The sequence below is a fragment of the Avibacterium endocarditidis genome (genome assembly GCF_965138825.1).
GTDB classification, from domain to species: Bacteria; Pseudomonadota; Gammaproteobacteria; order Enterobacterales; family Pasteurellaceae; genus Avibacterium; species Avibacterium endocarditidis.
Map to the genome: position 1 here is coordinate 112011 of NZ_CBCSDH010000005.1, position 26700 is coordinate 138710.

Sequence of the window (26700 nt, forward strand, 5' to 3'; positions counted from 1 at the left end):
TACAGATAGATAAAATTTTCAACCGTGCTTTTATTAGTTAACTAGTAAAGGGCCAAGGGGGGAAGGGGAATTTTTCAAGGGTAAACCGCTCCACAGAAGTGGAGCGGACTTACCCGAAAGGGCCTTGCGAAAAGGCTAAAGGGCTTTCCTATAGAAACGTAAAGCCCTAGAGGAGTCTCACAAGACTTATTTTAAACAGGAACGTTAAAACCAGTGATTATTTAGTAATGATGTTAGCTCAATAAAAATTTAATAATTACAATTTGAGCATCAATAACATATCATCAATTGGAGATGGTTGAAAACCATAATGTAAATAGAATTGCCTTGCTTGCTTATTCAAAGCATGTACTAACAAAGCTCGCACTCCAACCTGTTCTGATACAACTTTTGCTCTCAATACTGCATCTTTGAGTAATGCAGCCCCTAATTTTTTTCCTTGATATTTTACATCTATAGCTAATCTCCCTAAGACAATAACTGGGATAGGTTTAGGCATATTACGTCTTAACGAACCAGGTGCAAACTCATGAGTTATTGACCCTGCCGCTAAGGCATAAAAACCGATAACAACATTCTCTTTACAGATTACGAATGTTCTACTTGCTTGACTTTGTTGATTTTTAACTGCATTGTGTCTAAGCCACCTATTTAGTGAATCTTCACCACAATCAAATAAATCAAGGTGATGGTTGTGTGTTAATAATTCAGGTTTAGAATACACGTTATCATTCCCAAGGTGAGTTGATAGCCATCAATTTCTCTAACCCAGGATTAGTTAAGTCTGGCTGCTCAAGTATTTCAATGAAATGATTAAATTTATCCTCATTAAGCTGAAACACTGCTCTATCTAAAATAACGTTTTGTGCATAAGTGCAAGCAGCATCTAACATAAAATCAGAGCGTGTTTTTCCAAGTAAAGACGCTGCATGATCAATCAAATCACGCTGTATTGGTTTAGCTCGTAAGTTAATTGCAGCTGTACGCATAGTTGTCTCCATATCCTATTAATATACAATCAATATACAAATTATAATGTGTAGTTATTGTGTATGCAAGCACTTTGGTAACATAACAAGGTATGGCTTGCGTGATTGGCGATAAAAGTAGAAAACTCTAAATAAGGATTGATTTGAACATAGGTAAACTTATAACATTTAAAAACTATAAATAAATTATATTAAATTTTGTCTTCTGAGTAGCTCAAAACCTTGTTTTAATAAATCATCATAGATTTATGTAACAAGAGTTTTCAATGCTATTACGTATTCTTTCTAAGTTTAAAAAGGTAGAAAAAGAGAATATTGCTCCCTCCCATATTTTTAATAAAGAGGGATGGTTTATACCTAAAAAAGCAGATGAGCTGCTAAATACCCCACTGAGACAACAATATCTAACAACCATTTGGCAAAATGTCTCAATGTCGCCTGAGATGTTTAAGCACTATTACCGTGAGCCGATAGAAAGATATGCAGAAATGGTGCAATTATTACCTGCCTCAGAATCCCATCATCATTCCCATGTTGGCGGTATGCTAGATCATGGTTTAGAGGTTATCTCAATTGCCACAAAACTCCGTCAAAATTATGTTTTACCGCAAAATGCTGCGCCAGAAGAACAAGCAAAACAGCGTGATGTATGGACTGCGGCAATTATTTATGGGGCCTTATTACATGATATTGGTAAAGTTGCTGTTGATCTTGAAGTAATACAAAAAAATGGGGAACGTTGGTATCCTTGGAATGGCATACCGACACAGCCTTACAAGTTTAGATATATCAAGGACAGGGATTATGCATTGCCCCCTGCGATTGGGGGATTTTTTGCAAATTATCTTATTCCTAACGTGGCTTTTGATTGGTTAGCTACTTATCAGCAGGCCTTTTCATCTCTGATGTATACAATTACAGGTCATCACGACAGAGCGGGAATACTTACAGAGATTATCCAAAAAGCGGATCAAATTAGTGTGACGCTGGCCTTGGGAGGCGACCCTAATAAATTATCTGAACAACCTAAAGTTTCTTTTGCAAAACAATTACACATTGCCTTACGGCATGTTGTGAGCCATTTTAAATTAAATGCACCAAAAGGTGGTTCTGATGGTTGGTTAACAGAGGAGGGATTATGGCTAATGAGTAAAAGTACGGCTGACAATATTAGAGCACACTTATTAAGCCAGGGCATTTCCGTACCGAGCCAGAATGGAAAATTATTTGATGAATTGCAAGCACATAATTCGATTCAGAAAACACAATCGGGAACGGCTATATGGAATGGTCAAGTAGTATCAAATGTGGGTTGGGCACCTGCGAAACCTTTTACATTACTTAAAATTGATCCGAATATTATTTGGGATAGTATAGACAAACGCCCTGAATTATTTGAAGGGCGAGTAACCTTTGTGGTTGAAGAGAGCGCAAAATCTGAGGAGAATACTATCCCTATTTCTTCAGATATGTCTCCATCATCTTCATTAAATAGGTCGGCGGTAACAGAAAATACACCTGAAAATAAAGGCTCTGAAACAGAATGCCAAAGAGAGGCAATAAACAATAAAAAAGTTGAAACAGTGGGCGTAAGTGATATTGATTTTACACTTAATTTATTTTCTCAAATTGAACCCACGTGTAAAGAGGCAGTGAAACATGGATCAGGATTTGAGACTTCTATGACTGAAACAGTAAATACTGTGCCTCCGGTCACAGTCGGACAAGAAATCATTCAAGTAGGGCAACTGCAACAGCCAAAACAACCAAAACGTTCCAAGCAGGCCAAGTCCAATAATGTATCTCCCACCTTGGCGGTAAGTACAGATTTATCTGACATGATAGATGGTAAAAAATTTATTGATTGGATAAAAGCAGGGGTGATTGCTGAAAAATTATCCTGGAATAGACCTAATGCTAAACTCCATATTGTTGAGAATCATCTATTTCTTGTTACGCCAAGTATCTTTCAGCTATATTTACGAGAAGTAGCGGGGAGTACTGATCAAGCATCGTGGGAACTGCTACAAAAACACTTCCAGAATTTAGGTATCCATAAAAGGCAACATATGGAAGATGACAGTCGTAATATTTGGGAATGTAAAGTTATTGGTCCGAATAAACATTCTTTTTTGAGCGGTTATCTTATTGAGGATACTAGCCTATTTTTTGGAGATAAAATTTTGTTAAATAATCAATGGTTAAAATTACAAGGAGAATTAGTATGACATGTACTTTTAAACAATTACTTGAAAAATTTTTTTATATAAATCACTCCGTCCAAGTACAATGGATGGGTATAAGAAGATTGTCAATGTCTTAACTAAAACCTATCCTGAACTTATGCCGAATGATTTTACTCATGAGTATGTTATTCAATGGAGGGAGCATGTTTTAAAATCAGCAAAACCAGTCACTTGGAATAATTACGCACGTCATTTAAGGAGTTTATATAATTTTGCAATTGAATATCAATTTATTTCTTTAGATAAAAATCCATTTACTAAATTATTTATTACTGAAGACAAAGCAAAAAGAAAAACGCTGAGTATTGATCAAATAAATGTTATCCATGATTTATTATGTTCAAAAGAGAATTTGCCTGATATTTTAACACCAAGATGGTTTATTTTGGCACTATTTCAGACGTTTAGATATACAGGGATAAGACGAAGCCAACTAACAAAATTAAGAATTTGTGATATAGATTTAGAACGTAAGGTGATATCAATCCCTTCGCATATAAATAAAAATCACCATTATCATGAAATCCCTATTTCGAAAAAACTATACCCATATTTATGTAAATTAAAGTTTGAGATGCTGAGATTGAAACAGACTGAAAAAGATCAGCTATTCAATATAAATAAAGTATCTAAAGTTGTTGTAAATAGAGGAGGGGAAATGTCAGTTAATCAGGTGAGCCACATTTTTTCGGTTATTTCAAAACTTGTTGGTTTTTATGTATCAGCTCACCGTTTTAGGCATACAATTGCAACACAATTAATGAAGAACGTAGACAATGTTTATAGCGTTAAACAACTTTTAGGGCATTGTGATATAAAGGTTACCTTAAGTTATATAGAATATGATAGTGAAATGATAAGGGAGTGTGTGGATGGTTTGTAAAAATAGCTCTAAATTTGATGAAATTTAATGTCTAGGCTTTACAAGCAATGAAAAAATAGTAGAATGAATCCCGATTCAAGAGGTTATGTGTACTTGGATCGGTTTTTGTTCTATTGCGTAGGGTGTAGATGTATAACGAGAGCCACAAGGGATTCAAAATCCGCCGCCCTTAAAAGCGTGCCGGTTCGAGTCCGGCCACTGGCACCATTCTACAAATCATATAAATTTCCTGTTTTTTCTTAAATCATTTTAAACCCTAATAATTTTTATATTTTTCAATAGCTTACTTACTTTTCTATTTTTATTTACTGTGTTCATTTACAGGGTTTTTATGTATAATCATCAGGTATTTACAAATAAAAATTGATCGGAAAAGATCACGAACCAGAAATTTTTGCACAAAATTGCACAGTGAATTGCACAGAAATCTAGGGTGAAATTTATGGCTACGGTAACGAAATCTACAACAGGTTGGCGTGTAAAAATTAGAAAAAAAGGGATCTACAAATCAGGGACTTTTCGCACAAAGGCCGAGGCGCAAGCCTGGGCGAATAAAATATAGAAAGTGAGATTAACGCAGGGACATACTCCAACATCCCTGACATCACGTTTGCCGCTCTCATCGACAAATACATTAAAGAAATTACTGTGCATAAAAAAAGCAAAAGGGAAGAAACCTTGCGCCTTACTCGCTTGGCTACAATGGACGTTGGAAGAATCAAACTGGCAGAACTGACTGAACAAGAGATTTTATTGCTTGACGAGATGAATGGCTATCGATGCTGATATATGCCATTTCATTGCCTAATGTGTTCAACTCTTCATCAGTAAGTTTCACGTGTACATTAGATTTGCGTAACTTTTTGTTACTTCTTTGAATTTGATCACTTTTTTCCATATAGACAGTTCTACTCATTTAGTTATAAACTAAGCTAAAAGTTCATTAGTTTAATGATTGATTAATCAAATTAATGATGGATTTTGTCAAAAAAATTGATTTTTAGTATTTCTTCTCGGGATTGCTTGTTTATCAACTATTTTACAAGCCAAAGAATGGTATGAAGAAAAAGGTACGTTACACCAAGCCACTATGAAAGAATGGTGTAAAGCTGATACTAAAAATAAATTGGTAACGGCGGGAGATTTTATTTCTTTAAGTTTCAAGGAGGAACTCCTAAAACCTGAACTAATAAAAGCACTTAAAGAATATGGTTTATCAGGTTTAAAAGTAATGGCAGAAGAAATGGTAACCGCTTTAGATACTGCTGCTTGCGAAGGTAAAAAAGCAAGTAAAGAACTAATCCCAACAAAAGTGAGTGATTTAGCTAGTATGTCAATGATTTTGATGGGCTGGATTGGTAAAAAAGAATAAAAGGTAGATAAAGATGAAAAAACTCACCTTGATTCTCACAGCGCTTTGCTTTAGCTTTCCTGCCTTATCTGCAGGCAAATATAGCTGTGATGACCCAATCCCCTACTGTAAGAAAATGAAATCTTGCGAACAAGCAAGGTTTTATTTAAACCAATGTGGTGCAGGGCGATTAGACCGCGACAATGACGGCGTGCCTTGTGAGAATGTTTGTGGGAAAGGTAGGTGATATTATTGAATTGCAATTAAGAAATGGCTTTTATCTTGTAGGAGTAGTAATTAGTGAGTTTATCTGTATACTGGTGGTAGTTTTTGTGGATATTATGGGAGTATTAAAGACATACTCTTTTATTTAGATAAGATGCTGTATTTTGAGTAAGCAAACAGTTAAACTGTATAAAAGATCAGTTTTTGGAGGTTTCATGCTTAATAAAAAATCACGTTTTATCTTGACTATTAGCGGGGTTGCCCCTGTGTGTGCAACAGTGGGCTTGTTAGCTTTTATTGGAGGGAACAAAAATGGATGGAATATTATTCAGCATTTTAAAGATTTCCAATTTACAAAAGAAGAACTATTGTTTGTTGTGTCAGTATTCTTGCTTATTGTTAGTATTAGTTTGTTCCCCTTAGTACTGAGACAAGCAAAAAAAGAAGAACGATGGCATTCTCCAAATGAAATAAAAATTAGTTCATTAACACCTGCTAATGGTGAAATTACAAATTATTTCTTAGGGTATTTATTTCCTTTATTAGGTGGAGGTGAGTTATTTAATAATATTTATATTTCCATATTTTTTTATATTAGTATGTTTATATGGGTAAGTTTTTCAGGTGCATATAGTTTAAATCCTATTTTTACATTTTTAGGATATAAATTTTATGAAGCAGAAAAAGAAACAGAAACCGGAAAAACAATAGGGTTTATACTAATTGCAAAAGGAATTATTTCTAGCCCCGAACTACCATATAAAAATGGTAAAGCTAACAGAGCACACTTATTTACAAGTTAAGGATAATTAATGAAAATATTTGCTATCGTTGATAATCGTGTAATGCGATTTAAATTAGATCAATCAGCTCAAAATTTGGCAGAAGATGTTTTTAATAATGCGAAAATTCGATTTAATTTTGAAGAAGAGATTGAGTTTAGTGCGGACTATAAACCAAGTACAAATGAATGTTTTCTCATTAGGGATTTTAATAGTTCAGTCAATTTTAATTTACTTAGAACAGATATAGATGCTATTGATGAATTAGGTAACAATGGAAACGTTGCATTAAATGATATTAGAGCTATCTTTGCTTTAGATTCTGATGGCAATATTTTAGTTCAATACTTCGATAAGAGAAACATCATTGATTTGTCTAGAACATTTATTTCTCGATTTACAGCACAATCTCATGAATTTGTTGCTGCGACAACAAATGGTATTTCATTGTCCAATGAAATTATAGCAGTTATATCTTCAAATAATGAAATTAGATTCAAATCAATGCAATTACTTAGACATATTTTTGATATGGATCAGTATTTTAGAGCTGCAACAGATGATGAAGTTAATACTTTTTTGCAGAGAAGTAATAGTTTTGATATAGAACCTACTTTTAACATAGAGAGAGTTGATGATTCAACAGTTAGAAAAAAAATAACTATTATAAATAATAGTCAAGTGTTAGAAAAATATACTGTATCAGAGTTAATTGAAGCGGCGAGAAGTGTAAATTATCCAATACCAACTAATGAGTCAACGGATAAATTGCTTATCCCAGCTGAGAAAAGAGCCTTTAAAGATTTATTACAATTTTTAAGTTCTAATATTTATAAGGATCCTATCACAGGAGAAACCCGCATAACTAATTCAAGTCGTCCATATAATAGATAATCTAACCGCCTTATAGGCGGTTTGTATTACTATTTTTCGTATTTTCTACTTGCAAATCTACCGCACTTGTAAACCCACTATCCCCAATACTATGCGTACCTTAGTAATAATCCATTCCGAACTGTCAATCATTGATCTAAACCCTTGCACGGCAAGTTTATTTAAAAGGTATATCACTAGGTATGTAAAAATAAGTCTGACAAAACGAATCTATTTATAGCTACATAAAAGTTTGTAATATAACCACACATTTAATTTTTAATAGGCGTGGTACTTATGACAACCAATGACTTACTTAATCTTTACCGTTTAGAGAAAAGCACTTCTGACTTTTATGAAGATTGGCGTGCTGGTGCGGCCTTTATTTGGTTTGCTATCGTCAGCATTCCGAAACTTTTTGACTTACCCTGTCTAAAATATTACTCATTTGCTCTATGGATAGTAACGATACTGACATTAATTGCCATTTTTTTTTTTTCATTTCCAACACCATCAAGCTAGCAAGCGAATGGATCAAATTATGAAAATGTTACTGGTTAAGAATCCATAATCCAAAGCGGTCAATCGACCGCTTTATTTTTCCTCATCAACTTTCAGCTCCAGCTCCACCGCACTTGTAAACCCACTCCCCCCAATACTATGCGTTACCTTAGTAATAATCCATTCCGAGCTATCAATCATCGCTTTAAACCCTTGCACGGTAACGGGTAGTTCTGGCATTAGTTCAGGATTGCCTAGGGCAAGGTTTAGGCTAAATGTTGCCACACCACGTTGAATTTTATCAAAGGCGGCTTTTGCCGCATTTAATGCCGCCGCTTCGGTTTTGTAGGTGTGGCGTAGGGTTTTCATTTGGTTTGCATCGGTTTCCACGGGTTCGCTTTGCACCAGTTGATTATATTTACGTTTGCTTTGTCGTTGCCCTGTTACTGTGCCATCTTTACGTGTTCTGCCTTTGGTTAAGCGGGTTTTACGTTCGATTTTGCTGTTTTTATCAAATACCACTTCACCTTTTTTGCCTGTGTCTAAATTATGCCAATAGGCACGCACGGCGGTGTAATTCTCGCTTTCAACCAGCGAAAAATTGAAGCTATCGCCCGATTGTCGGGTGATGTGAATAGGCTGTAAGGGCTTATCTGTGGCGGTTTTGCCTTTACCCGCAGGCATAAATAACAGCTTGCCGTTTTTCACCGTGGCAATGGCATCATTTTCTTCTGCAAGGCGTGAAAGCAGGTTGATGGTGCTTTCGTTGGTTTGATCAAGATGGGAAATAGCTTTATCTTTAAATGCTTTATGGCATAAGGGTTCTAAGCCGTTTTCTTGGGCAATCTGTTCAATGAGTTTGCCAAAAGTCGTTTGGTGAAATGACCGCTCTTTTTTGCTATGCAATGTGCCACGCATATCCGCACTTTTTGCCCGAATAGTCAGGCTGTCAGGCGTGCCGCTATATTGGATTTCGTCCACAATGTAGCTACCCTTGGGAATAAGCTGCTGCCCTTTCCAGCCAATCGCGATATCAATTTTTGCGCCACGATTTGGCAACATTAATGCGCCATCGTGATCGCTAAGCTGCAAATCCAATTCATCCGCCTCAAAGCCACGGTTATCAATTAAAGTGAGTTGCATTAAGCGTTGGTTGACTTGTTGAGTGATGTCCTGCTCGCCATTTTTACTACTCACACTGATGCTAAATTGTGGGATTTTGTGATTGGTTTCGCGCATTTGTTGATAATATTCGTCATAGTGCATTAGGCAATCAATCCTTTCACGGCATCACCAAGATCAGCTAAAAGACTATCATCAGTACGTTTTAACTTCATTGAGAAATCAATGCGGCGTGCTTTGCCATCAGCAAAAAATACCGATTGCGTTTCGCTGATTTCTTCGATGACATACCAACCCAGCACCATAAAATTAGCGCCGTCGATTAAGGGATAAGGCTCGCCTTGTTCGGCAAGGGCTTCCAAGGTAGCAATGCTCATTTCCCCCCCTGTGATACTCGGCATTAGCACTCCTTGAATGGTGATGCTTTCGCTTTCCTTTCCCACAAACTGGGCTTTAGGCATTCGTCCAATCACCGAATTAGTGGGGTGTCGCCACTGTGCAGTGCGCTGTGTTTCTTGGTAGGGTATGGTTGAGCGCATAAACACAAAAAAGCCATACGCCATCATTGCGAAGTTTTGTAGCATTATGTGATCCTCTATTTGTAGGGGCGAACCTGTGTGTTCGCCCGTTTACGCCCGTATTTGCAATAGTCAGCAATGGCGGTAGCTTTCGCGGGCAGACACATAGGTCTGCCCCTACGTTGGGTTAATCAAACGCCCTACATCGGTTTAATTAAAGTGCGGTGAAATTTTCGTAAATTTTGCACCGCACTTTATTCTTGATATTCTGCCCGTTCACGGGCTTTCCCCGCCATTGCATTAATTCGTCCAACTCCATTTCGTCAAATACATTCGGCGACCAATGAAACACGGTGGCAATGTCGGCAATGGTATCTTCCACCGTGGCAGGGATAAGCAAAGGGGCTAGGCTTCCATTACTGCTTCGGCTGGTTCGGTTTTCACGAAAAAACCGACAATTTCCGATCAAAGAGCGGTGAAATCAATCGGGTCAAGGTTCAGCACGTCTGCTTTGGTTAAAGCAGGCGAAGTAACACGTGGCAGCAACTGACAATACGCATCAACGTCCATTTGCATTACATCAAACATTTTCAGCCCTTTTAATGCCGCAATGTTGGGCTTCAACACGCTGATTTCGCGGATTTCTTTCTCGCCACGTACGAGGGCTTGGGTTAAGGTAACGTGTTTGCTATTTTGGTTTGTTTTTTTCATTTTCTATTCCTTTTCGCTTTCAAAAAATGCCCCTTGCGGGGCTGCGGTGTGTCCGTTATAAACCAATGGCTTTGCGGTGTTCCGCTAGGCGGTCTTTGCCGTTTACTACATAAAGATCATTGATTAAATCAATTTAGATTAAGTCTTTTCCATTAACGTCCAATTTCGCTTGCGCCACAAGCAAGGCTTTCAAGCCGGTATATTGTCTGCTGCCTGTTACCGTACCAATCACATTTGCCGTAGTTGCTGCGCCCTCATCGCTTTCGTCATCGCCTTGTTCCACACGCACCACAACTGTGAGCGTGTTGACTTGGTTGCTAATGGCTTTTAAGGTTTTCGCCAGCGTGCCTTGCGAGCCTGCTTTGGCAATGCCAGCCATTGTGTTGGTGAGCAAAACAGGGGTGTTAAGTGGATAAGCCTCGGCGTCAGCATCATTTGCGGTGCAAACAATCCCAATCACAGCCGTGGACGGTGTTTTGATTGTGCGCGTGCCTTCGTTAATTTCGATGACCCGCACGCGGTGTAAATAGTCCATAAATAGCCCTTTTGGTTAGGTTGATTAAATTTAGGGCTATTTTGCAACGAGAAAAAATGACCCGCTATTGATTGCGAATGTGAATGGAAATATGACAGAAAAACAAGATGACATCATAAGATTGCGTTCTGGTAATTGAAGTTATACAATGTATAAACATTTATGAGGAGGAACTAATGCAACTAACAATAAAAAAATGGGGCAATAGTGTGGGCATTCGCATTCCTGCACCGGTGCTTTCGGAATTGCAATTGAACGTGGATCACTTGGTTGATATGCAAGTTGAAAATGGCAAAATTATTATTGCCCCACTGCCACAGCAACCCTCTCTAAACCAATTGCTCGCCAATATTCACCCTGACAATCTGCATCAAGAAGTGGATTTTGGTGAGTCTGAAGGAGGGGAATGGTGATGAAGGAATATATTCCCGATGTGGGCGATATTATTTGGTTGAATTTCACCCCACAAGCAGGGCACGAGCAAGCCGGTCATCGCCCAGCGGTGGTGCTTAGCCCTAAAGCCTATAATCATCTCACCAGTTTGTTAATTTGCTGTCCGCTCACAACAAAAATTAAAGGTTACCCTTTTGAAGTCGCCATTGATGGTACGCCAAAAAATGTGGTGTTATCGGATCAAATTAAAAGCCTTGATTGGCGTGTGCGAAAAGCGGAGTTTAAAGGAAAAATTGCCCTTGATGAATTAGCGGAAATTCGGCAGAAAATCGCACTACTGTTAAATCTTTAAATAAAAAGCGGAATATTCCGCTTTTTTGCTTAACTTAATTGAAAATCTTCAGGATATTGCCTGCGCTTTAACTCGCTTTCATACGCTGTCTGGCAATGTCTCGGATCTCGAAACAAGGCATTAACAAACTTAAACCAAAAACGCCAACAGGCTTTTGGCTTGTCGGCAAGTATAGCACGGCGATAGCAATGGCTTGAAAAGGTTTTCGTCCGCTCTGCCATCAGTAATAAGTATTAAACCATTGGTCGGTAGTTCCAAGGGGTGGTACTGTTATCCGCATAAATTAGCGTAAAAATGCGTGGCTCTCCGTTATTCTCTTTACCATTTCAATCGAAATCAGCTTTGATTTCGACTAGTGTCGCACGGCTTTTTTGTCCGTATCCCCCTTTTGGGGATCGCTGACACATAACTCCCGCCGTTTACGCATCTATCATCATGTTTGGTATTGATAGCGTTAGCATTGCGGATTTGTTGGCGTTGTTGGAGGGAGTTACGTTTGTTTTTATCAAGTATCCATTTCTCACCGTCCCACTTGCACGTTTTATCCAATGGTTTAAGTGCGGTGAGATTTTTCGGAGTTTTGCTTAGCTCGTTGATGGTAATTGGTTCACCTGTAACAGTGTTATAATAAATTTGTCCGCGATAATCTGGTATATACATCCAACACAAATCATCTTGGCAATGTACAATATCAAAGTCATCTTTAGGCTCTGGTTTGTGCATCTGAATCCTAAAACCATAGTCAACCAGATAAAATGGGGTAAAGAGAGTGTCTTTAATGACGGGTTTTTAGCTATGATGAACTATTTCCTGATTGAGCTGTTACCTGTACACCGGTTACAGGGGAAAAAGTGCAAGTCAAGCGACAAGTCCAAACCTTATGCAAACATCTTTAAAGGAGGAACAGCTATAATCTTTTTTACTATCTTGCGGTCTTAAAAAAGCCTGGTGTATTACAATCTAGTGAGCCTTTTCAAGGTTAGGCACTTTCTTTAGCGATTGAAATCCTTCAAGCCCCTTACTATATACATATAATTTATTAAATAATGAATTTAAGGGATAAACTCAAGGAGTATGTGATATTCACATGTCCTTTTAAAGGACATGTGGAGCTTGGAATTTATTTGGTAATAAAACTGATGTTTTATTAGCTGTCTTTATAAGCCTCCTCAGTTTATTGCACCAACAAATAAAAATTCGTTTTACCACGCAAAATATTTAACGCGATAGTAGAAGGTTTATCTTTCAGTGATTTACGCAGTTGGTCTAGGTTCTCAACGGGGGTGCGGTTTATGCCGATAATCACATCGCCGTCTTTTAAACCTAGGCGTTGGGCGAGCGATTTATCCTTAATTTTGCTAATTTCAACGCCTTTTTGTCCTTTTGCATTATAGTTGCTTAACTCTGCGCCTTCTAAGGCTGGGAGAAGATTTGTTGCGCTGGCTTTGGCTTCTTCATCTGGTTGTAAGGTAACGGAAGTGGTGTTGGATTTACTATCGCGTAAATAGGTTAATTCCACGTTTTTACCCGCACCAGTGGTGGCGATTTTGGCTCGCAATTCGGCGAAGCTGGATAGTTTTTGACCGTTAATTGCCGTGATCACATCACCGGCTTGTAAGCCCGCTTTTTCTGCGGCAGAATCTGGCAATACTTCACTTATGAATGCGCCTTGTTGTGCATCAATTTTGAGGGCTTTGGCTAAATCAGCATTGAGTTCAGCCCCTTTAATGCCTAATAATCCACGGCGAACTTCGCCAAATTCAAGGATTTGTTTCACAAGGCTGTTTGCCATATTGCTTGGAATAGCGAAAGCGATCCCAGCATTTCCCCCACTAGGTGAGATAATGGCGGTATTGATGCCGATTAATTCGCCATTAAGGTTAAGCAATGGGCCACCAGAATTGCCTTGGTTTACTGCGGCGTCAGTTTGAATGTAATTTTCATAGCTACCGCGCTCTGAGCCAGTTGAGCGTCCAAGAGCAGAAACAATCCCTGAGGTTACTGTTTGTCCTAGACCAAATGGGTTGCCGACTGCCACGGTGTAATCACCAACGCGCAGTTTATCGGAGTCAGCCATTTTGATTTCAGTAAGATTTTTCGGATCTTCTAGCTGAATTAAGGCAATATCAGAAAGCTCATCTGCGCCCACTAATTTCGCTTTAAATTCGCGTCCGTCTTGTAATTTCACGGTGATTTTATCTGCTTGATCAATAACGTGATTATTGGTTAGCACATAACCTTTTGCGGCATTGATAATCACACCAGAGCCGAGACCTTTGAAGCTACGCGGAGCGTTGTTCTTAAAAATATCCGGCCCGAAGAAAAATTTGAATTCTTCAGGAATATCGTCATTTTGGAAGCGTGCTTTTTGTTTTCCTTCCACCGCAATGGAAACGACGCTAGGTAGAACTTGCTCTAACATTGGCGCTAAAGTAGGCGTGCCAGAAAGCGTGCTTGGTGGAGGCAATGTCGCCGTTGCGTTCACCGAAGTGCCAAGCACAGTTAAGCCAAGAGCGATACTCGTTAATAAAAAATGTTTTCTTTTCACTTCATTTCTCCATTTCGTTACTAAGTGTCATTTTAAAATAAGAACAGATCTCAATTTTTAAAGGGATCTATCGCTATTTTCTTTCATTGCTGAAAGCGTGTTTGTTGTTTTGCCTAAGACAAAGAAAATAAAAAATTGTTCGTGAAAATTGTATGGTTTTTGAGAAATTACAAAAAAAGAGGTAAATGACTGGATCTTTTTAAATTAGCCCACATTTTTATTAAATTTTAACTTTTCGTGAAAAACAAAGTGCGGTGGAAATTTTCTGTGATTTTTCTCACATTTTTAAAAATTTGGTGTTTTAGATTTTGATTAGATCGGTTATTTTTTATTTATCGAAACGTTTCGATAAAATTTTTGTAAGGTTTTGATATGGTTTTTAGGGAGGCAATATGAAGAAAACAGGAATTTTGAATGCACCGCTGTCATTGCAAATAGCGCAGCTTGGGCATACGGATTTTTTAACGATTTGTGATGCAGGCTTACCCATTCCAGTGGGAATGGAAACCGTAGATCTTGCCTTGCGTGCTGGGATTCCGAGTTTTTTATCGGTTTTTGATGCCGTAGTGGGCGAATGTTTTGTGGAGCGAGTGATTTTAGCCAAAGAAATTGAACACAAAAATCCGAGCATTCATCAAGCGTTATTGCAGAAACTTGAACAATTAGCGCGGCAACAAAATAACGAAATTACCGTGGATTATGTCTTTCACGAAGAATTTAAAGCTTTGAGCCAAGAGAGTAAAGCTATTGTGCGTTCGGGCGAATGTACGCCTTATGCCAATATCATTCTTGTTTCAGGTGTACCATTTTAAGGGGGCGTGATGAAACCCATTTTAAGATTAGACAACATTTGTAAATCCTTCCCTGGCGTGCGGGCATTGCATAATGCGAGTTTGTCTGTTTATGCGGGGAGAGTGATGGCATTAATGGGGGAAAATGGTGCAGGCAAATCAACCTTGATGAAAATTCTCACTGGGATTTATCAGCAAGATAGCGGAGAGATTTATTTTCACGGAGAGAAAGTGCGGTATAAAAATCCGAAATTTTCTCAGTTAGCGGGAATCAGTATTATTCATCAAGAACTCAATATTATTCCTAATTTAACCATTGCTGAAAATATTTTTTTAGGGCGGGAGTTTACCCATAAATTGGGCGGTATTGACTGGGCTAAAATGACAGAAGAATCCGCAAAATTGCTGCAACGTTTGAAAGTTAAACATCACCCTTCAACACCTGTCGCAAAACTTTCCTTAGGTGAGTTGCAAATGATTGAAATCGCCAAAGCATTAAGTTTTGATGCCAAGGTGATTATTATGGACGAGCCAACCGATGCCTTAACCGATTCTGAAACTCAAGCCCTGTTTGACGTCATTCGAGAATTGAAAGCGGAAGGTTGTGGGATCGTATTTATCTCTCACCGAATGCAAGATATTTTTACTATTTGTGATGATGTTACCATTTTACGCGATGGAGAGTTTATTGCAGAAAGTGAACTTTCCGCCATTAATGAAGAGCAGCTTATTGAACTAATGGTGGGAAGAAAGCTAGAAGAACAATATCCCCATCTTGATAGCCCTATTGGTGAGCCAGTATTACGCGTGCAAAATTTGACGGGGCAGGGCGTTAATAACGTGTCTTTTCAGTTAAATCGCGGTGAAATTCTTGGCGTGTCAGGTTTAATGGGGGCAGGCAGAACGGAACTGATGAAACTCATTTATGGCGCGTTACCGAAAAAGAGCGGTGAGATTTTTCTGCATAATCGTGCTTTGACGATTCGTTCCCCGCAAGATGGCTTAAATAATGGCATTGTATATATTTCTGAAGATCGTAAAGGTGATGGCTTGGTGTTGGGAATGTCGATTAAAGAAAATATGACACTCACCGCATTAAAGCAGCTCACTAAGAATGGGGCGATCGATCACCGAGCTGAAAAAATGACCGTTAATGATTTTATTCTACTGTTTAATGTGAAAACTCCTTCAATGGATCAAATGATCGGCTTGTTATCAGGCGGTAATCAGCAAAAAGTGGCGATTGCCAAAGGGTTGATGACACGGCCTGATGTCTTAATCTTAGATGAGCCAACTCGTGGTATTGATGTGGGAGCAAAAAAGGAAATTTATCAGTTAATCAATAAGTTTAAAGAAGAAGGAATGAGCATTATCGTGGTTTCTTCCGATATGCCAGAAATTATTGGTATGAGTGATCGCGTTTTGGTGATGAATAATGGCGAAATTCTCGGTGAATTCTTGCGTGAAGAAGTGAGCCAAGAAAAGCTCTTAACCGCCGCTATCACGCAACAGCATTAAAAGGATAAATTATGACAACAACAAAATTAAAAAATTTCCTGATTGAGCAACGTTCAATTTTGGCTTTAATTGTCTTGATTGTAATTGTTTCTAGCATTAATCCGAATTTTTTCACAATGGATAATTTGCTGAATATTTTGCGTCAAACCTCAGTCAATGCCATTATCGCAGTGGGAATGACCTTTGTGATTTTAACTGCAGGGATCGATCTTTCAGTAGGATCGGTATTGGCATTAACTGGCGCGATTGCCGCCTCACTGGTGAACCTTGATTTATCTATTTTCATTGTAATTCCCCTTGTTTTACTCTGTGGCACCTTATTAGGTGGCATCAGCGGAGTGATTATCGCGAAAGGTAAAGTTCAGGCTTTCATTGCTACCTTGGTAACAATGACCTTATTGCGTGGCGTAACAATGGTTTATACCGATGGGCGACCAATCAGTCTGGGTTTTTCTGATGTGGCAGATCAATTTTCTTTCCTTGGAACAGGGTATTTATTCAATATTCCTTTCCCAATTTGGTTAATGGCAATTATTTTCCTTGTTGCTTGGTATATCTTAAAACATACCCCAATGGGACGTTATATTTATGCCCTAGGTGGCAATGAATCGGCAACCCGTTTATCAGGCATTAATGTGGATAAAGTAAAAATATTCGTGTATGCAGTAAGCGGATTTTTAGCCACCGTTGCAGGATTGATTGTGACTTCAAGATTATCTTCCGCACAGCCAACCGCGGGTGTGTCCTATGAGCTTGATGCGATTGCCGCAGTTGTTGTCGGTGGCACAAGTTTAATGGGCGGAAAAGGGCGTATCTTTGGCACATTAATTGGTGCGCTGATTATTGGGTTCTTAAATAATGCCTTGAATTTATTAGATATTTCTTCTTACTATCAAATGATTGCAAAATCAATCGTTATTTTGGCAGCTGTACTTACCGATCATTTTTTCAGTCGAAAAAATGCTTAACTTAAACTCACCTAATGAAAGGAGATGTGTATGAAAAAATTAACGTTACTGGCGTCCGCAGTGATTCTTGGTTCGGCTGTTAGCCAAGCGGTGGTGGCAAAAGAGACCATTGCATTAGCCGTTTCAACTTTAGATAATCCGTTTTTCGTTACCCTAAAAGAAGGGGCAGAAAAAGAAGCGGATAAATTGGGCTATAACCTTGTGGTGTTAGATTCACAAAATGATCCAGCGAAAGAGCTGGCGAATGTTGAAGATGTCACCGTACGCGGGGCGAAAGTATTACTGATTAACCCAACGGATTCTACCGCAGTAGCGAGTGCGGTGCGAATGGCAAATCAAAAAAATATTCCTGTGATTACCTTAGACCGTGGTGCAGCACAAGGCAAAGTGGTGAGTCATATTGCTTCTGATAATGTGGCTGGCGGCAAAATGGCAGGGGATTTCATCGCAGAAAAATTAGGAAATAATGCGAAAGTCATTCAATTAGAAGGTATTGCCGGAACGTCCGCTGCGCGTGAACGTGGTGAAGGTTTTAAACAAGCGGTAGAAGCACATAAATTTGACGTATTAGCCAGTCAGCCTGCAGATTTTGATCGCACCAAAGGCTTAAATGTAATGGAAAACTTACTCACTGCGCAACCAAATGTGCAAGCGGTATTTGCTCAAAATGATGAAATGGCACTGGGTGCAATTCGAGCTGTTCAAGCGGCGAATAAATCGGTGTTAATTGTTGGGTTTGATGGTACAGATGATGGCGTAAAAGCAGTAAAAAGTGGCAAATTAGCTGCGACTATTGCACAACAACCAGAGTTAATTGGTGCATTAGGCGTGCAGACGGCTGACAAGGTGATTAAAGGCGAAGCTGTTGAAGCACAAATCCCTGTGCCATTAAAAGTGATCAGTCAATAATCCTTTAATTATTCAAGGCGGATTTTCTATTCGCCTTGAATTTCACTTTCGTATATTGGGTATATTGCGAAATATTTTTCGCGTGTCATCACGTTTTAATCAATGTATTTCGCAATATGCACAAAATATAAGTGCGGTGCTTTTTTTCGTGATTTTTATTAAGGAATAACTATGCGCAATTCAACCCTAACCATTCTCGGTAGTATTAACGCAGATCATCTTATTCAAGTGTCACATTTTCCACAGCCGGGGGAAACCTTGTCGGGACGTAATTATCAAGTGGTGTACGGCGGAAAGGGGGCAAATCAAGCGGTGGCGGCGGCACGCTTGGGAGCGAGGGTGAATTTTATCGCTTGTGTAGGAAATGACGATATTGGGCGGGAGATGAAAAAATCTTTCGTGCAAGCGGGAATGAATACGGCGGCAATTTCTGAAGTTACACAGGCTCGCACAGGGATTGCAATGATTCAAGTGGCAGACAGCGGCGAAAATAGCATTGTGATTTCCGCGGGGGCGAATGCTTATCTGAATGCTGATAGGGTACAGTCTTTCGCTCATATTATTGAGCAGAGCGATGCTTTGCTGATGCAATTAGAAACCCCCTTAGACGGTGTGCTGTGTGCCGCGAAATTAGCGAAACAAGCAGGTAAGCAAGTGGTGCTAAATCCCGCGCCTGCACAGCCACTGCCTGATGAATTGTTGGGGCAGCTAACAATGATTACGCCAAATGAAACAGAAGCGGAAATTCTTACAGGCGTGAAAGTGGTGGATTACCAAAGTGCGGTGCAATCTGCGCAAGTTTTTCATCAAAAAGGGGTGGAAATGGTATTGATTACCTTAGGTGCGAAAGGGGTTTTTGTCAGCCATCAAAACCAACAAGAAATCGTGCAGGGCTTTGTGGTGCAGGCAACAGATACCACCGCTGCTGGGGATACCTTTAATGGCGCGTTGATGACGGCATTATTAGAGGGCAAATCGTTAAATCAAGCTATTCATTTTGCCCAAGCCGCCGCAGCGATAAGTGTTACCCGTTTAGGCGCACAAACCTCCATTCCTACTCGGCAAGAAACCCTCGATTTTTTGGCTCAGGCTCATTAGAATGACAAGCATTTAGTGATCAAAATTTGAGAAGTCATTATGGCAACAATGAAAGATATTGCACGCATCGCACAGGTTTCAACCTCCACCGTGTCGCACGTGATTAATAACACGGGCTATGTGAGCGATGCAATGCGAGAACGCATAATGAAGGTTGTCAAAGAACTGAATTATCGCCCTTCCGCCTTGGCGAGAAGCCTGAAAATCAAGCAAACTAAAACCTTGGGAATGTTGGTTACTGCAACCAACAACCCTTTTTTTGCGGAAGTGGTGAGTGGCGTTGAGCAGTATTGTAATCAGCACGATTATAATCTGATTATTTCAAGTCTAGATGGCAATGAAGATCGCTTAGAGCAAAATATTCAAACGCTGATTCAAAAACAGGTGGACGGCTTGTTGTTAATGTATTCTGATAGCCGTCATTCCTTTCTTAAACAACTTGATGTTGCCTTACCAATGGTGATTATGGACTGGTGGCCAACGGCATTAAGTGCGGATAAAATTTATGAAAATTCTGAACTTGGTGCGTATCTTGCGACAAAATGCTTAATTGAGCAAGGACATAAAGAGATTGCGATTATCACAGGAAATCTGAATAAATCCCTCGCACAAAATCGTTTGCAAGGCTATAAAAAAGCCTTAAACGAACATCAGTTAGCCATTCGTGATGAATGGATTATCGAAAGCCATTTTGATTTTGAAGGTGGCGTGGAAGGAATGAAAAAACTATTACAAGCTGGCAAACGGCCTACGGCTGTGTTTGCGTGTAGCGACACGATTGCAGTAGGCGTTTATCAAGTGGCGTGGCAAAATGGTTTGCGTATTCCGCAAGATCTTTCTGTGATTGGCTATGATGATATTACCCTGGCGCAATATCTCGCCCCACCGCTCACCACCATTCATCAACCTAAAGCCGAATTAGGCAAACTTGCGGTGGAAACGCTGTTAGAACGTATTAAAAACCCCCATAAAAGCGAACAATCTATTTTGCTAGAACCTAAATTAATTTGGCGGGATTCTGTGTGTAGTTTGCTCTGACAATTTGTATGTCTATGAAAGACATCACAATGTCAAATTATTTCACCAGCGCACATAACTTTCATTCCCGCTTTGAATTTCTGCCTGTTACTTCTTTCGTGAAATCTTGTGAATTGACATTGAGGTTGATTGAGTTGGCAGCGGAGTAAACGAAAAAGAGCAGGGGAGACCTGCTCTTTTTTCTCATATACATTAAATCAATGTATCCACTTTCGCTCTCGCTTGTTCTTGCGATTTTGCCGCGACTTCTGCGCCAGAACCTACGCCTTCTACATAAACAAAATCAACATCATCAATGCCGATAAAGCCAAGGAACGTTTTTAAATAAGGGGTGATAACATCGGTGGCTTGTCCTTGGTGAACACCACCGAAAGAGGCTAAAACGATCGCTTTTTTGCCTTTCACTAAGCCTTCAGGGCCGTTTTCTGTGTATTGGAACGTAACACGCGGACGGGCAATGAAATCAATGTAGCTTTTTAATTGAGTTGGAATATTAAAGTTGTACATTGGCGCATTGATGACAATGGTATCCGCATCTTTTAATTCTGCTACTAACTCATCGGAAAGGGCTAGCAATGTTTTATCTTGTTCTGTTTTTGGCTCACCACGCAAGGCATTGGCAGCAACGCCATCAAAGTGTGGCAATGGATTAGCGCCTAAATCACGCACAACCACATCTGTTCCTGCGGGTAATTTTGATACAAGATAGTCTGCAAGTTGATTGGTTTGTGAATAATCGCCGAGAATACTCGATTTTAAAACAAGAACTTTTGACATAATAAATCCTTAAACTGTGCTTATCATAAAGTGCGGTCATTATAGAGCGAATTTTTTCTAGAACAATCGTAAAAAAGGAAAAAGATTTTTTCTTAATGGTAAATAATAAGCGGAAAATTGCACTTTGCCAGAAATGCTTTATGATCGCATTTTGATTTTTATTTAACAAAAAGGACAGCTTATGTGGTCAGAATTAGCAATGGGCTATGGCTTATTTATTCTAGAAATTCTTACGGTGTTATTGGTTATCGCAGGGATTGTCGCGATGATTATGGCGTTTAAACAGAAAAAATCTCACCAAGCAGGGGAGTTAGTGATTACCGATTTATCGCAAGAATATGAAGAAAACACCAAGCGTTTGGCGGAGTTTCATCTTTCTGAAGATGCGTTAAAACAAGCGGAGAAAGCGCGTAAAAAAGAAGAAAAACAAAAAGCCAAAGCAGAAAAAGAAAAGCGTAAAAAAGGCGATAATCCAGAAAACGAACGCAAGCCCCATTTATTTGTGTTGAGTTTTAAAGGCGATATTTCTGCGTCAGAAACCACCGCACTTCGTGAAGAAGTGAGTGCCATTATCGCCGTCGCTAAACCAGAAGATGAAGTGTTGTTGCGTTTGGAAAGCCCTGGTGGCGTGGTACACGGCTATGGGCTTGCGGCTTCTCAGTTAGCGCGCTTGAAACAGCATCAAATAAAATTAACCGTAGCCGTGGATAAAGTGGCAGCCAGTGGTGGCTATATGATGGCGTGCGTGGCGGATAAAATTATTGCCGCGCCTTTTGCTATTATTGGTTCAGTTGGTGTGGTGGCGCAAGTACCGAATATTCATCGTTTACTGAAAAAACACGATGTTGATGTGGACGTGATGACAGCAGGCGAATATAAACGCACCGTAACCTTACTCGGCGAAAACACTGAAAAAGGCAAAGAAAAATTCCAACAAGAGTTAAATGAAACCCATCAATTATTTAAACAATTTGTCGCTCAACACCGCCCACAAATTGATGTGGAGCAAATCGCCACGGGGGAACATTGGTTTGGTCAGCAGGCACTAGGATTAAACTTAGTCGATGAAATTGCTACCAGCGATGATTTGATCTTACAAGCCATTAAAGACAAACTCGTGCTTTCAGTGAAATACACAATGAAAAAATCCCTTGTGCAGAAATTAGGAAAACAAGCTGAAGAAAGCGCCGATAATCTGTTGTTGAGCTGGTTGAAGCGTAATGAGCGGACTTTGTACTAAGGGTAAAATATAAAAAACGTTATCTTTACATTATTTGACAAAAAACTTGTTGGATTTCGCATAGTAAAGGGTTTTGTTAATTTACTTTATTGATAATTAGCTTTACTATATAATAGCGCCGAGCAAAAATGCCATTTGGGCATTCCGTTCATTTCCAAGTAATGATTTATTTATAGTGTTAAGGTAAAAATATGAAATTATCACATCTTTTATTCTCAGCTGTTGCTGCAACGACATTAGCAGCATGCGGAAACTTAAGTAAGGTTACTGATGAAGGTACATCAGAAGATCTAGTTTGGCCGAAAATTGAGGATTCTAAATTTAACCACGATGGTAGTCAATATGGCTCTTGGCCAAATTGGGATAACGTACGAATGATTGAGCGTGGTATGAATAAAGATCAAATTTATAACTTGATCGATCGTCCACATTTCGCAGAAGGCTTATTCGGTGTGCGTGAATGGGATTATGTGTTTAACTACCGTGAAAATGGTGAGCACAAAATCTGTCAGTACAAAATTTTATTTGACAAAGATATGAATGCCCAAAGTTTCTTTTGGTATCCGAATGGCTGTAATGGTAGCTTATCTTTCAGCTTAAAAGGTGATTTCTTATTTGACTTTAATAAAGATACTCTTTCACCAAAAGGAATTGAGGTTGTTGATAACGTAGCTAAACAGTTGAAAGAAGCACAAGCTAAAGATGTTAAGGTGTCTGGTCATACTGACCGTTTGGGTTCTGTAGCGTATAACTTGAAACTTTCACAACGTCGAGCTGATAGAGTTAAGGCTAGATTAATTCAACAGGGAGTAACAGCACATATTGAAGCAATTGGTTATGGAAAGGCATATCAAGTTAAAGCTTGTGATGATGTTGCTGGGGGCCAAGCATTAAAAGACTGTTTACGTGATAACCGTCGTGTAGAAATTTCTTCATCAGGTAAATTATTAAAGCAACAAGAGGCAACAACGAAAGGTGGTCCTATTGGTCCAGCTCCGCTTTATGCAAAATAATCTGTTGTTTTAGATGTTGAAATGAAAAAGCTGATTTCAAATGTGAAATCAGCTTTTTTGTATTATATTTTTGCCTTATTTGTCATTCGGCTTAATCGCTAATAAATTGCAATTTAATTTACTGATAACGTGTTCAGCGGTGTTTCCTAGGAAAGCGGCGGAAAGTCCTGTTCTGCCTATTGTGCCTAGTACTACCATTTCTGCCCCTAATTCTTTTGCTACTTCAGGGATAACATCTTCAGGGAAACCCTCTCTAACGTGAGTGTGATCTTCATCAATATTAAATTTTTGGCGTAAAGCTTTCATATTGATCAAATATTGTCCGCGGATACTATTGCTATAATCTGCGGTGCTAAATTCCGGTAAATCTATTGCCATATTGATCGGTGTTGGCGGATAGGCTGTAACAAGGTGTACATTTCCACGTTCCAAACTATCTGCTAAATCAATGCCGAGTGTAACTAATTCATTATTGAGTAGGCTATGATGATCTTCATCATCTGACACATTAACGGCAACCAAAATACGGCGTTGATGTTTCCAATCTCCATCTTTCACGATCATTATTGGCGCAGGGCATTTGCGTAATAGCTGCCAATCCATCGGGGTGAAAATTAGCGAAGTAATGCTTTCTTCTTCCTGTGTATATTTCACCACAAGATCGTAGCTATTTTTTTCAACCTCTTCGGCGATGGCTTCAGCTTCATTACTATTCCAAACCACCGTTGAATGAAATTCAATATTTGGATCAGCGTATTTGTCCAAATAAGGTTTGATTGCTTTTTGGCGTTGCTCAATAACACCTTGGTGCATATTTTCACGTTCTTCCGAAGAAAGTAGCGCAGACATTTCATAAGATAAATCATAAACCGTCATAAAGGTAGTGATTTTTACCTTGCTTTCACTTTTTTGTTCTTTTACTAAACGCACCGCACGAGCAAGGGCATATTGCTTTTCATTTTCAGGATTTAACACAACCAAGATATTTTTAAATTTCATAACAACCTCCAAATGATGGTTAAGTGTCTTATAGCATAGAAGAGATTGGCAAGAATAACAAGTTAGAGTGGGAAAAAACGTGATCTAGTGCAACATATTGTTGCACTAGAAAGAGCGGAAAAGTAAATTAGCTCACCATTTGAATGCGCGTTTTGGTTACCCCCGCAAGTTGTGATAATTCTGCCATATTATTTATGGTGATGTATTTACCCTGCACGGATAACATACCTGATTTTTGGAAACGTCCTAGCAAACGGCTAATGGTTTCAACGGTTAAGCCTAAATAATTGCCAATATCGCCGCGAGTCATTGTTAAACGAAACTCCCGCGCTGAGAAACCGCGAGCGGAGTAACGGCGAGAAAGATTATGAATAAATGCGGCTAAGCGTTCTTCCGCATTCATTTTAGATAGTAAGAGGATCATTTCTTGATCGCTTTTAATTTCACTACTCATTAAGCGCATAATTTGTTGGCGCAGTTTTGGCATTTTGCCTGATAAATCATCTAAAATATCAAAAGGGATTTCACACACCATTGCGGTTTCTAGGGCTTGTGCAAAACTTGGGTGCTGCATATTGGTAATTGCGTCAAAGCCAACGAGATCACCGGGCAAATGGAAGGACGTAATTTGTTCTTCGCCAGTTTCGCTAATAGTGTAAGATTTGATCGTGCCAGAACGGATAGCGTACAGAGAAGTAAGAGGATCGCCAGCTTGGAATAAGACTTGAGATTTTTGAATAGGTTTTTTGCGTTCAATAATGTTATCAAGCTGATCTAGTTCGTGTTCATTTAATGTGAAAGGAATACAGAGTTGGCTGATACTACAATCTTGGCAGTGAATGGCACAGCCGCCGGATTGAACACGACGCCCAATTTTACTGTCATTAGCTAAAATCTTCATTTAATCCTCAAATAACTCGGTAAAGCAGAAAAAATCATATAAAATTGATCTAACGCAAGAAATGATACCACTAAATGGTAAAATTAAGAAGTTTTAAATAGTTAAATAATTGTTAAGGAAATAATAATGGCAACAGAAAAACTCACCAAAAAACGTTTAATCCAAATTATTTTAATGCTCTGCGTACTACTTTCCGCATTTTTCTACCGCACTTGCCATTATGAAAAAATCCAAAGTGCGGTGGAAAATCAGCAAATTTCAGACAAAGAAAAAGCCAGCGAGTAGCTGGCTTTCTAGTAATAACCAATGACAACTAACCGTGATTCACAGCAAGTTTTGCAAGGTCTTTATCCACTAAGAATAATCCTTTGCCGTCATCGCCAAGAAGATTCAGTTTATCTAAAATACCGCTGAATAATTTTTCTTCTTCGTGCTGCTCTGCAACATACCATTGTAAGAAATTGAAGGCTGAGAAGTCTTTTTCTTCAAAGGTTCTGCCGACTAATTCATTGATTTTGCTCGTGATCAGCTTTTCGTGTTGGTAAGTGGTTTCAATCACTTGTTTTAATGAGCTAAATTCGTGCGGTGGCGCTTCAATTTCGCTAATGATTGGTAAGGCGCCTGTTTCAGTTAAATAGGTAAACAATTTACGCATATGTTGCATTTCTTCTGCGGCGTGGGCAGATAAAAATTGTGCCGCCCCTTCAAAGCCTTGTTGTTCGCACCAAGCGCTCATTTGTAAATATAAGTTTGAGGAATAAAATTCCAAATTCATTTGATCGTTTAATAATTTAATTACGTTGTTTGATAACATTTTTCTCTCCTTTATTCTAATTATTCTAATATGGCTAAATCGCGGTCAATGTAGTAAAGGGAACGTCCGTCCTCGCCGACTAAATTGAATTTATCAATAATGCTGCTGAACAATTTTTCTTCTTCGTGTTGTTCTGCCACATACCATTGTAAGAAATTGAAGGTAGAGTAGTCTTTGTGTTCAAAGGTAACTTCTACCAATTCATTGATTTTTGCGGTAACAAATTTTTCGTGTTTAAGGGTGATTTCAAACACTTCTTTTAAGGATTTGTAATCATTTTTTGGTGCTTCAATTTTGCCTAATAATGGCATACCTGTGGTTTCATTCACATAGGTGAATAATTTTTGCATATGCATCATTTCTTCATCTGCGTGGCGGAGCAAAAAGGCTGCGGCACCTTCATAGCCGTTTGCTGAGCACCAAGCACTCATTTGTAAATACACATTGGAAGAATAAAATTCCAAATTAATTTGTTCGTTTAGTTTTTTAATAATCGCGTCTTGTAACATAGCCACTCCTTTCCTTAATGGTCAATAAAATATAGTGGGCATAGTTTAACCAGTTTTTTCTTTTTTGCAACTAAAAATATTTGTAAGTTATTAATT

General features: G+C 38.9%; 33 protein-coding genes. 18 read left to right on the top strand and 15 right to left on the bottom strand.

Annotation, left to right across the window (positions count from 1 at the left end; all coding sequences use genetic code 11):
- Positions 1-256 precede the first annotated feature (256 nt).
- On the bottom strand, positions 257-724 hold the full coding sequence (locus ACNAV8_RS04340; protein WP_103854621.1) for a GNAT family N-acetyltransferase: 468 nt from the start codon (positions 722-724) through the stop codon (positions 257-259).
- A gap of 4 nt (positions 725-728) precedes the next feature.
- Positions 729-989 (bottom strand): type II toxin-antitoxin system TacA family antitoxin, encoded by a 261-nt coding sequence (locus ACNAV8_RS04345; RefSeq protein WP_103854620.1) that lies wholly within the window; start codon positions 987-989, stop codon positions 729-731.
- 266 nt (positions 990-1255) lie between these two features.
- On the opposite strand from ACNAV8_RS04345, the gene mobH reads away from it, so the two are divergent.
- The 7 genes from mobH (at position 1256) to ACNAV8_RS04380 (ending at position 7871) form a co-directional block, all read left to right on the top strand.
- Positions 1256-3217, top strand: coding sequence for a MobH family relaxase (gene mobH, locus ACNAV8_RS04350; protein WP_103854619.1), 1962 nt, complete (start codon positions 1256-1258; stop codon positions 3215-3217).
- Positions 3218-3278: 61 nt separating this feature from the next.
- Positions 3279-4118 (top strand): tyrosine-type recombinase/integrase, encoded by an 840-nt coding sequence (locus ACNAV8_RS04355; protein WP_415777280.1) that lies wholly within the window; start codon positions 3279-3281, stop codon positions 4116-4118.
- A gap of 1090 nt (positions 4119-5208) precedes the next feature.
- The gene (locus tag ACNAV8_RS04360) at positions 5209-5490 is read left to right on the top strand and encodes a hypothetical protein (RefSeq protein WP_103855947.1); all 282 of its coding nucleotides are present in this window, start codon (positions 5209-5211) and stop codon (positions 5488-5490) included.
- Positions 5491-5503: 13 nt separating this feature from the next.
- Positions 5504-5716, top strand: coding sequence for an excalibur calcium-binding domain-containing protein (locus ACNAV8_RS04365; RefSeq protein WP_103855948.1), 213 nt, complete (start codon positions 5504-5506; stop codon positions 5714-5716).
- 142 nt (positions 5717-5858) lie between these two features.
- Positions 5859-6497, top strand: a complete 639-nt coding sequence (locus ACNAV8_RS04370; protein WP_146256899.1) for a hypothetical protein — start codon at positions 5859-5861, stop codon at positions 6495-6497.
- A gap of 9 nt (positions 6498-6506) precedes the next feature.
- A complete protein-coding gene (locus ACNAV8_RS04375; protein ID WP_103855950.1) occupies positions 6507-7370 on the top strand; it encodes a hypothetical protein in 864 nt (287 codons plus the stop codon).
- Positions 7371-7646: 276 nt separating this feature from the next.
- Positions 7647-7871, top strand: coding sequence for a hypothetical protein (locus tag ACNAV8_RS04380; protein WP_415777281.1), 225 nt, complete (start codon positions 7647-7649; stop codon positions 7869-7871).
- A 72-nt stretch (positions 7872-7943) separates the two neighbouring features.
- Here ACNAV8_RS04380 and ACNAV8_RS04385 read toward each other — a convergent pair whose 3' ends face one another.
- From ACNAV8_RS04385 to ACNAV8_RS04410, 6 genes are all read right to left on the bottom strand, one after another.
- Positions 7944-9116 carry a phage late control D family protein gene (locus tag ACNAV8_RS04385; protein ID WP_415777282.1) on the bottom strand — a complete coding sequence of 391 codons (1173 nt, stop codon included), beginning with the start codon at positions 9114-9116 and terminating at the stop codon, positions 7944-7946.
- Complete coding sequence (locus ACNAV8_RS04390; protein ID WP_103855952.1) at positions 9116-9556, bottom strand: phage tail protein; 441 nt, start codon at positions 9554-9556, stop codon at positions 9116-9118. Before ACNAV8_RS04390 ends, ACNAV8_RS04385 begins: the two co-directional genes overlap by 1 nt.
- A gap of 148 nt (positions 9557-9704) precedes the next feature.
- Entirely contained in the window at positions 9705-9890 is a 186-nt protein-coding gene (locus ACNAV8_RS04395) for a GpE family phage tail protein (RefSeq protein WP_281258795.1), read from the bottom strand.
- A gap of 65 nt (positions 9891-9955) precedes the next feature.
- Positions 9956-10201: a phage tail assembly protein gene (locus ACNAV8_RS04400; protein ID WP_103855953.1), complete on the bottom strand. Its 246-nt coding sequence runs from the start codon at positions 10199-10201 to the stop codon at positions 9956-9958.
- 55 nt (positions 10202-10256) lie between these two features.
- Positions 10257-10334: a phage major tail tube protein gene (locus tag ACNAV8_RS04405; protein WP_370445388.1), complete on the bottom strand. Its 78-nt coding sequence runs from the start codon at positions 10332-10334 to the stop codon at positions 10257-10259.
- Positions 10335-10736 carry a phage tail sheath protein gene (locus tag ACNAV8_RS04410; protein WP_245872658.1) on the bottom strand — a complete coding sequence of 134 codons (402 nt, stop codon included), beginning with the start codon at positions 10734-10736 and terminating at the stop codon, positions 10335-10337.
- A 176-nt stretch (positions 10737-10912) separates the two neighbouring features.
- Here ACNAV8_RS04410 and ACNAV8_RS04415 point away from each other — a divergent pair, with 176 nt between their 5' ends.
- Both ACNAV8_RS04415 and mazF read left to right on the top strand, forming a co-directional pair.
- Entirely contained in the window at positions 10913-11149 is a 237-nt protein-coding gene (locus ACNAV8_RS04415) for an AbrB/MazE/SpoVT family DNA-binding domain-containing protein (protein WP_103855954.1), read from the top strand.
- Complete coding sequence (gene mazF, locus ACNAV8_RS04420; protein ID WP_410680211.1) at positions 11149-11481, top strand: endoribonuclease MazF; 333 nt, start codon at positions 11149-11151, stop codon at positions 11479-11481. The genes ACNAV8_RS04415 and mazF overlap by 1 nt, the downstream gene beginning before the upstream one ends.
- Positions 11482-11817: 336 nt before the next feature.
- Here the strand turns inward: mazF and ACNAV8_RS04425 are convergent, their stop codons facing one another.
- Entirely contained in the window at positions 11818-12204 is a 387-nt protein-coding gene (locus ACNAV8_RS04425) for a tail fiber assembly protein (protein WP_103855135.1), read from the bottom strand.
- A gap of 451 nt (positions 12205-12655) precedes the next feature.
- Positions 12656-14029 (bottom strand): Do family serine endopeptidase, encoded by a 1374-nt coding sequence (locus ACNAV8_RS04430; protein WP_415777283.1) that lies wholly within the window; start codon positions 14027-14029, stop codon positions 12656-12658.
- 392 nt (positions 14030-14421) lie between these two features.
- On the opposite strand from ACNAV8_RS04430, the gene rbsD reads away from it, so the two are divergent.
- The 6 genes from rbsD (at position 14422) to ACNAV8_RS04460 (ending at position 20351) form a co-directional block, all read left to right on the top strand.
- A complete protein-coding gene (gene rbsD, locus ACNAV8_RS04435) occupies positions 14422-14841 on the top strand; it encodes a D-ribose pyranase (RefSeq protein WP_103855132.1) in 420 nt (139 codons plus the stop codon).
- Positions 14842-14850: 9 nt separating this feature from the next.
- The gene (rbsA, locus tag ACNAV8_RS04440) at positions 14851-16338 is read left to right on the top strand and encodes a ribose ABC transporter ATP-binding protein RbsA (RefSeq protein ID WP_415777284.1); all 1488 of its coding nucleotides are present in this window, start codon (positions 14851-14853) and stop codon (positions 16336-16338) included.
- Between the two features lie 11 nt (positions 16339-16349).
- A complete protein-coding gene (gene rbsC / locus ACNAV8_RS04445) occupies positions 16350-17306 on the top strand; it encodes a ribose ABC transporter permease (RefSeq protein ID WP_103852506.1) in 957 nt (318 codons plus the stop codon).
- Between the two features lie 30 nt (positions 17307-17336).
- Positions 17337-18215, top strand: coding sequence for a ribose ABC transporter substrate-binding protein RbsB (gene rbsB / locus ACNAV8_RS04450; protein ID WP_103855131.1), 879 nt, complete (start codon positions 17337-17339; stop codon positions 18213-18215).
- Between the two features lie 171 nt (positions 18216-18386).
- Positions 18387-19313: a ribokinase gene (gene rbsK / locus ACNAV8_RS04455; protein ID WP_103855130.1), complete on the top strand. Its 927-nt coding sequence runs from the start codon at positions 18387-18389 to the stop codon at positions 19311-19313.
- 39 nt (positions 19314-19352) lie between these two features.
- Complete coding sequence (locus ACNAV8_RS04460; RefSeq protein ID WP_415777285.1) at positions 19353-20351, top strand: substrate-binding domain-containing protein; 999 nt, start codon at positions 19353-19355, stop codon at positions 20349-20351.
- Between the two features lie 192 nt (positions 20352-20543).
- Here ACNAV8_RS04460 and ACNAV8_RS04465 read toward each other — a convergent pair whose 3' ends face one another.
- Positions 20544-21128 carry an FMN-dependent NADH-azoreductase gene (locus tag ACNAV8_RS04465; protein WP_103852502.1) on the bottom strand — a complete coding sequence of 195 codons (585 nt, stop codon included), beginning with the start codon at positions 21126-21128 and terminating at the stop codon, positions 20544-20546.
- A 181-nt stretch (positions 21129-21309) separates the two neighbouring features.
- On the opposite strand from ACNAV8_RS04465, the gene sohB reads away from it, so the two are divergent.
- Both sohB and ACNAV8_RS04475 read left to right on the top strand, forming a co-directional pair.
- On the top strand, positions 21310-22368 hold the full coding sequence (sohB, locus tag ACNAV8_RS04470; protein ID WP_415777286.1) for a protease SohB: 1059 nt from the start codon (positions 21310-21312) through the stop codon (positions 22366-22368).
- Between the two features lie 191 nt (positions 22369-22559).
- The gene (locus ACNAV8_RS04475; RefSeq protein WP_103852500.1) at positions 22560-23381 is read left to right on the top strand and encodes an OmpA family protein; all 822 of its coding nucleotides are present in this window, start codon (positions 22560-22562) and stop codon (positions 23379-23381) included.
- A gap of 75 nt (positions 23382-23456) precedes the next feature.
- Here the strand turns inward: ACNAV8_RS04475 and uspE are convergent, their stop codons facing one another.
- On the bottom strand, positions 23457-24380 hold the full coding sequence (gene uspE, locus ACNAV8_RS04480; RefSeq protein WP_103855329.1) for a universal stress protein UspE: 924 nt from the start codon (positions 24378-24380) through the stop codon (positions 23457-23459).
- A 127-nt stretch (positions 24381-24507) separates the two neighbouring features.
- Positions 24508-25281: an FNR family transcription factor gene (locus ACNAV8_RS04485; RefSeq protein WP_103852498.1), complete on the bottom strand. Its 774-nt coding sequence runs from the start codon at positions 25279-25281 to the stop codon at positions 24508-24510.
- Between the two features lie 126 nt (positions 25282-25407).
- Here ACNAV8_RS04485 and ACNAV8_RS04490 point away from each other — a divergent pair, with 126 nt between their 5' ends.
- Positions 25408-25566, top strand: a complete 159-nt coding sequence (locus tag ACNAV8_RS04490) for a hypothetical protein (RefSeq protein WP_165779928.1) — start codon at positions 25408-25410, stop codon at positions 25564-25566.
- A 28-nt stretch (positions 25567-25594) separates the two neighbouring features.
- On the opposite strand, the gene ftnA (ACNAV8_RS04495) is transcribed toward ACNAV8_RS04490, so the two are convergent.
- Together ftnA (ACNAV8_RS04495) and ftnA (ACNAV8_RS04500) are read right to left on the bottom strand one after the other, a co-directional pair.
- Positions 25595-26095 carry a non-heme ferritin gene (ftnA, locus tag ACNAV8_RS04495; RefSeq protein WP_103855330.1) on the bottom strand — a complete coding sequence of 167 codons (501 nt, stop codon included), beginning with the start codon at positions 26093-26095 and terminating at the stop codon, positions 25595-25597.
- Between the two features lie 20 nt (positions 26096-26115).
- Positions 26116-26604: a non-heme ferritin gene (gene ftnA, locus ACNAV8_RS04500; RefSeq protein ID WP_415777287.1), complete on the bottom strand. Its 489-nt coding sequence runs from the start codon at positions 26602-26604 to the stop codon at positions 26116-26118.
- Between the last annotated feature and the right edge of the window lie 96 nt (positions 26605-26700).

Bases quoted from the DNA above. Each gene is read 5' to 3' on its own strand.
- rbsK (WP_103855130.1), top strand. From the start codon at position 18,387: ATGCGCAATTCAACCCTAACCATTCTCGGTAGTATTAACGCAGATCAT.
- ACNAV8_RS04485 (WP_103852498.1), bottom strand. From the start codon at position 25,281: ATGAAGATTTTAGCTAATGACAGTAAAATTGGGCGTCGTGTTCAATCC.
- uspE (WP_103855329.1), bottom strand. From the start codon at position 24,380: ATGAAATTTAAAAATATCTTGGTTGTGTTAAATCCTGAAAATGAAAAG.
- ACNAV8_RS04475 (WP_103852500.1), top strand. From the start codon at position 22,560: ATGAAATTATCACATCTTTTATTCTCAGCTGTTGCTGCAACGACATTA.
- mobH (WP_103854619.1), top strand. From the start codon at position 1,256: ATGCTATTACGTATTCTTTCTAAGTTTAAAAAGGTAGAAAAAGAGAAT.
- ACNAV8_RS04415 (WP_103855954.1), top strand. From the start codon at position 10,913: ATGCAACTAACAATAAAAAAATGGGGCAATAGTGTGGGCATTCGCATT.
- ACNAV8_RS04490 (WP_165779928.1), top strand. From the start codon at position 25,408: ATGGCAACAGAAAAACTCACCAAAAAACGTTTAATCCAAATTATTTTA.
- ACNAV8_RS04345 (WP_103854620.1), bottom strand. From the start codon at position 989: ATGCGTACAGCTGCAATTAACTTACGAGCTAAACCAATACAGCGTGAT.
- ACNAV8_RS04365 (WP_103855948.1), top strand. From the start codon at position 5,504: ATGAAAAAACTCACCTTGATTCTCACAGCGCTTTGCTTTAGCTTTCCT.
- ftnA (WP_103855330.1), bottom strand. From the start codon at position 26,095: ATGTTATCAAACAACGTAATTAAATTATTAAACGATCAAATGAATTTG.
- rbsC (WP_103852506.1), top strand. From the start codon at position 16,350: ATGACAACAACAAAATTAAAAAATTTCCTGATTGAGCAACGTTCAATT.
- rbsD (WP_103855132.1), top strand. From the start codon at position 14,422: ATGAAGAAAACAGGAATTTTGAATGCACCGCTGTCATTGCAAATAGCG.
- ACNAV8_RS04460 (WP_415777285.1), top strand. From the start codon at position 19,353: ATGGCAACAATGAAAGATATTGCACGCATCGCACAGGTTTCAACCTCC.
- ACNAV8_RS04390 (WP_103855952.1), bottom strand. From the start codon at position 9,556: ATGCTACAAAACTTCGCAATGATGGCGTATGGCTTTTTTGTGTTTATG.
- ACNAV8_RS04375 (WP_103855950.1), top strand. From the start codon at position 6,507: ATGAAAATATTTGCTATCGTTGATAATCGTGTAATGCGATTTAAATTA.
- rbsB (WP_103855131.1), top strand. From the start codon at position 17,337: ATGAAAAAATTAACGTTACTGGCGTCCGCAGTGATTCTTGGTTCGGCT.
- ACNAV8_RS04465 (WP_103852502.1), bottom strand. From the start codon at position 21,128: ATGTCAAAAGTTCTTGTTTTAAAATCGAGTATTCTCGGCGATTATTCA.
- ACNAV8_RS04360 (WP_103855947.1), top strand. From the start codon at position 5,209: ATGAAAGAATGGTGTAAAGCTGATACTAAAAATAAATTGGTAACGGCG.
- ACNAV8_RS04400 (WP_103855953.1), bottom strand. From the start codon at position 10,201: ATGAAAAAAACAAACCAAAATAGCAAACACGTTACCTTAACCCAAGCC.
- ACNAV8_RS04410 (WP_245872658.1), bottom strand. From the start codon at position 10,736: ATGGACTATTTACACCGCGTGCGGGTCATCGAAATTAACGAAGGCACG.
- mazF (WP_410680211.1), top strand. From the start codon at position 11,149: ATGAAGGAATATATTCCCGATGTGGGCGATATTATTTGGTTGAATTTC.
- sohB (WP_415777286.1), top strand. From the start codon at position 21,310: ATGTGGTCAGAATTAGCAATGGGCTATGGCTTATTTATTCTAGAAATT.
- ACNAV8_RS04385 (WP_415777282.1), bottom strand. From the start codon at position 9,116: ATGCACTATGACGAATATTATCAACAAATGCGCGAAACCAATCACAAA.
- ACNAV8_RS04425 (WP_103855135.1), bottom strand. From the start codon at position 12,204: ATGCACAAACCAGAGCCTAAAGATGACTTTGATATTGTACATTGCCAA.
- rbsA (WP_415777284.1), top strand. From the start codon at position 14,851: ATGAAACCCATTTTAAGATTAGACAACATTTGTAAATCCTTCCCTGGC.
- ftnA (WP_415777287.1), bottom strand. From the start codon at position 26,604: ATGTTACAAGACGCGATTATTAAAAAACTAAACGAACAAATTAATTTG.
- ACNAV8_RS04380 (WP_415777281.1), top strand. From the start codon at position 7,647: ATGACAACCAATGACTTACTTAATCTTTACCGTTTAGAGAAAAGCACT.
- ACNAV8_RS04355 (WP_415777280.1), top strand. From the start codon at position 3,279: ATGGATGGGTATAAGAAGATTGTCAATGTCTTAACTAAAACCTATCCT.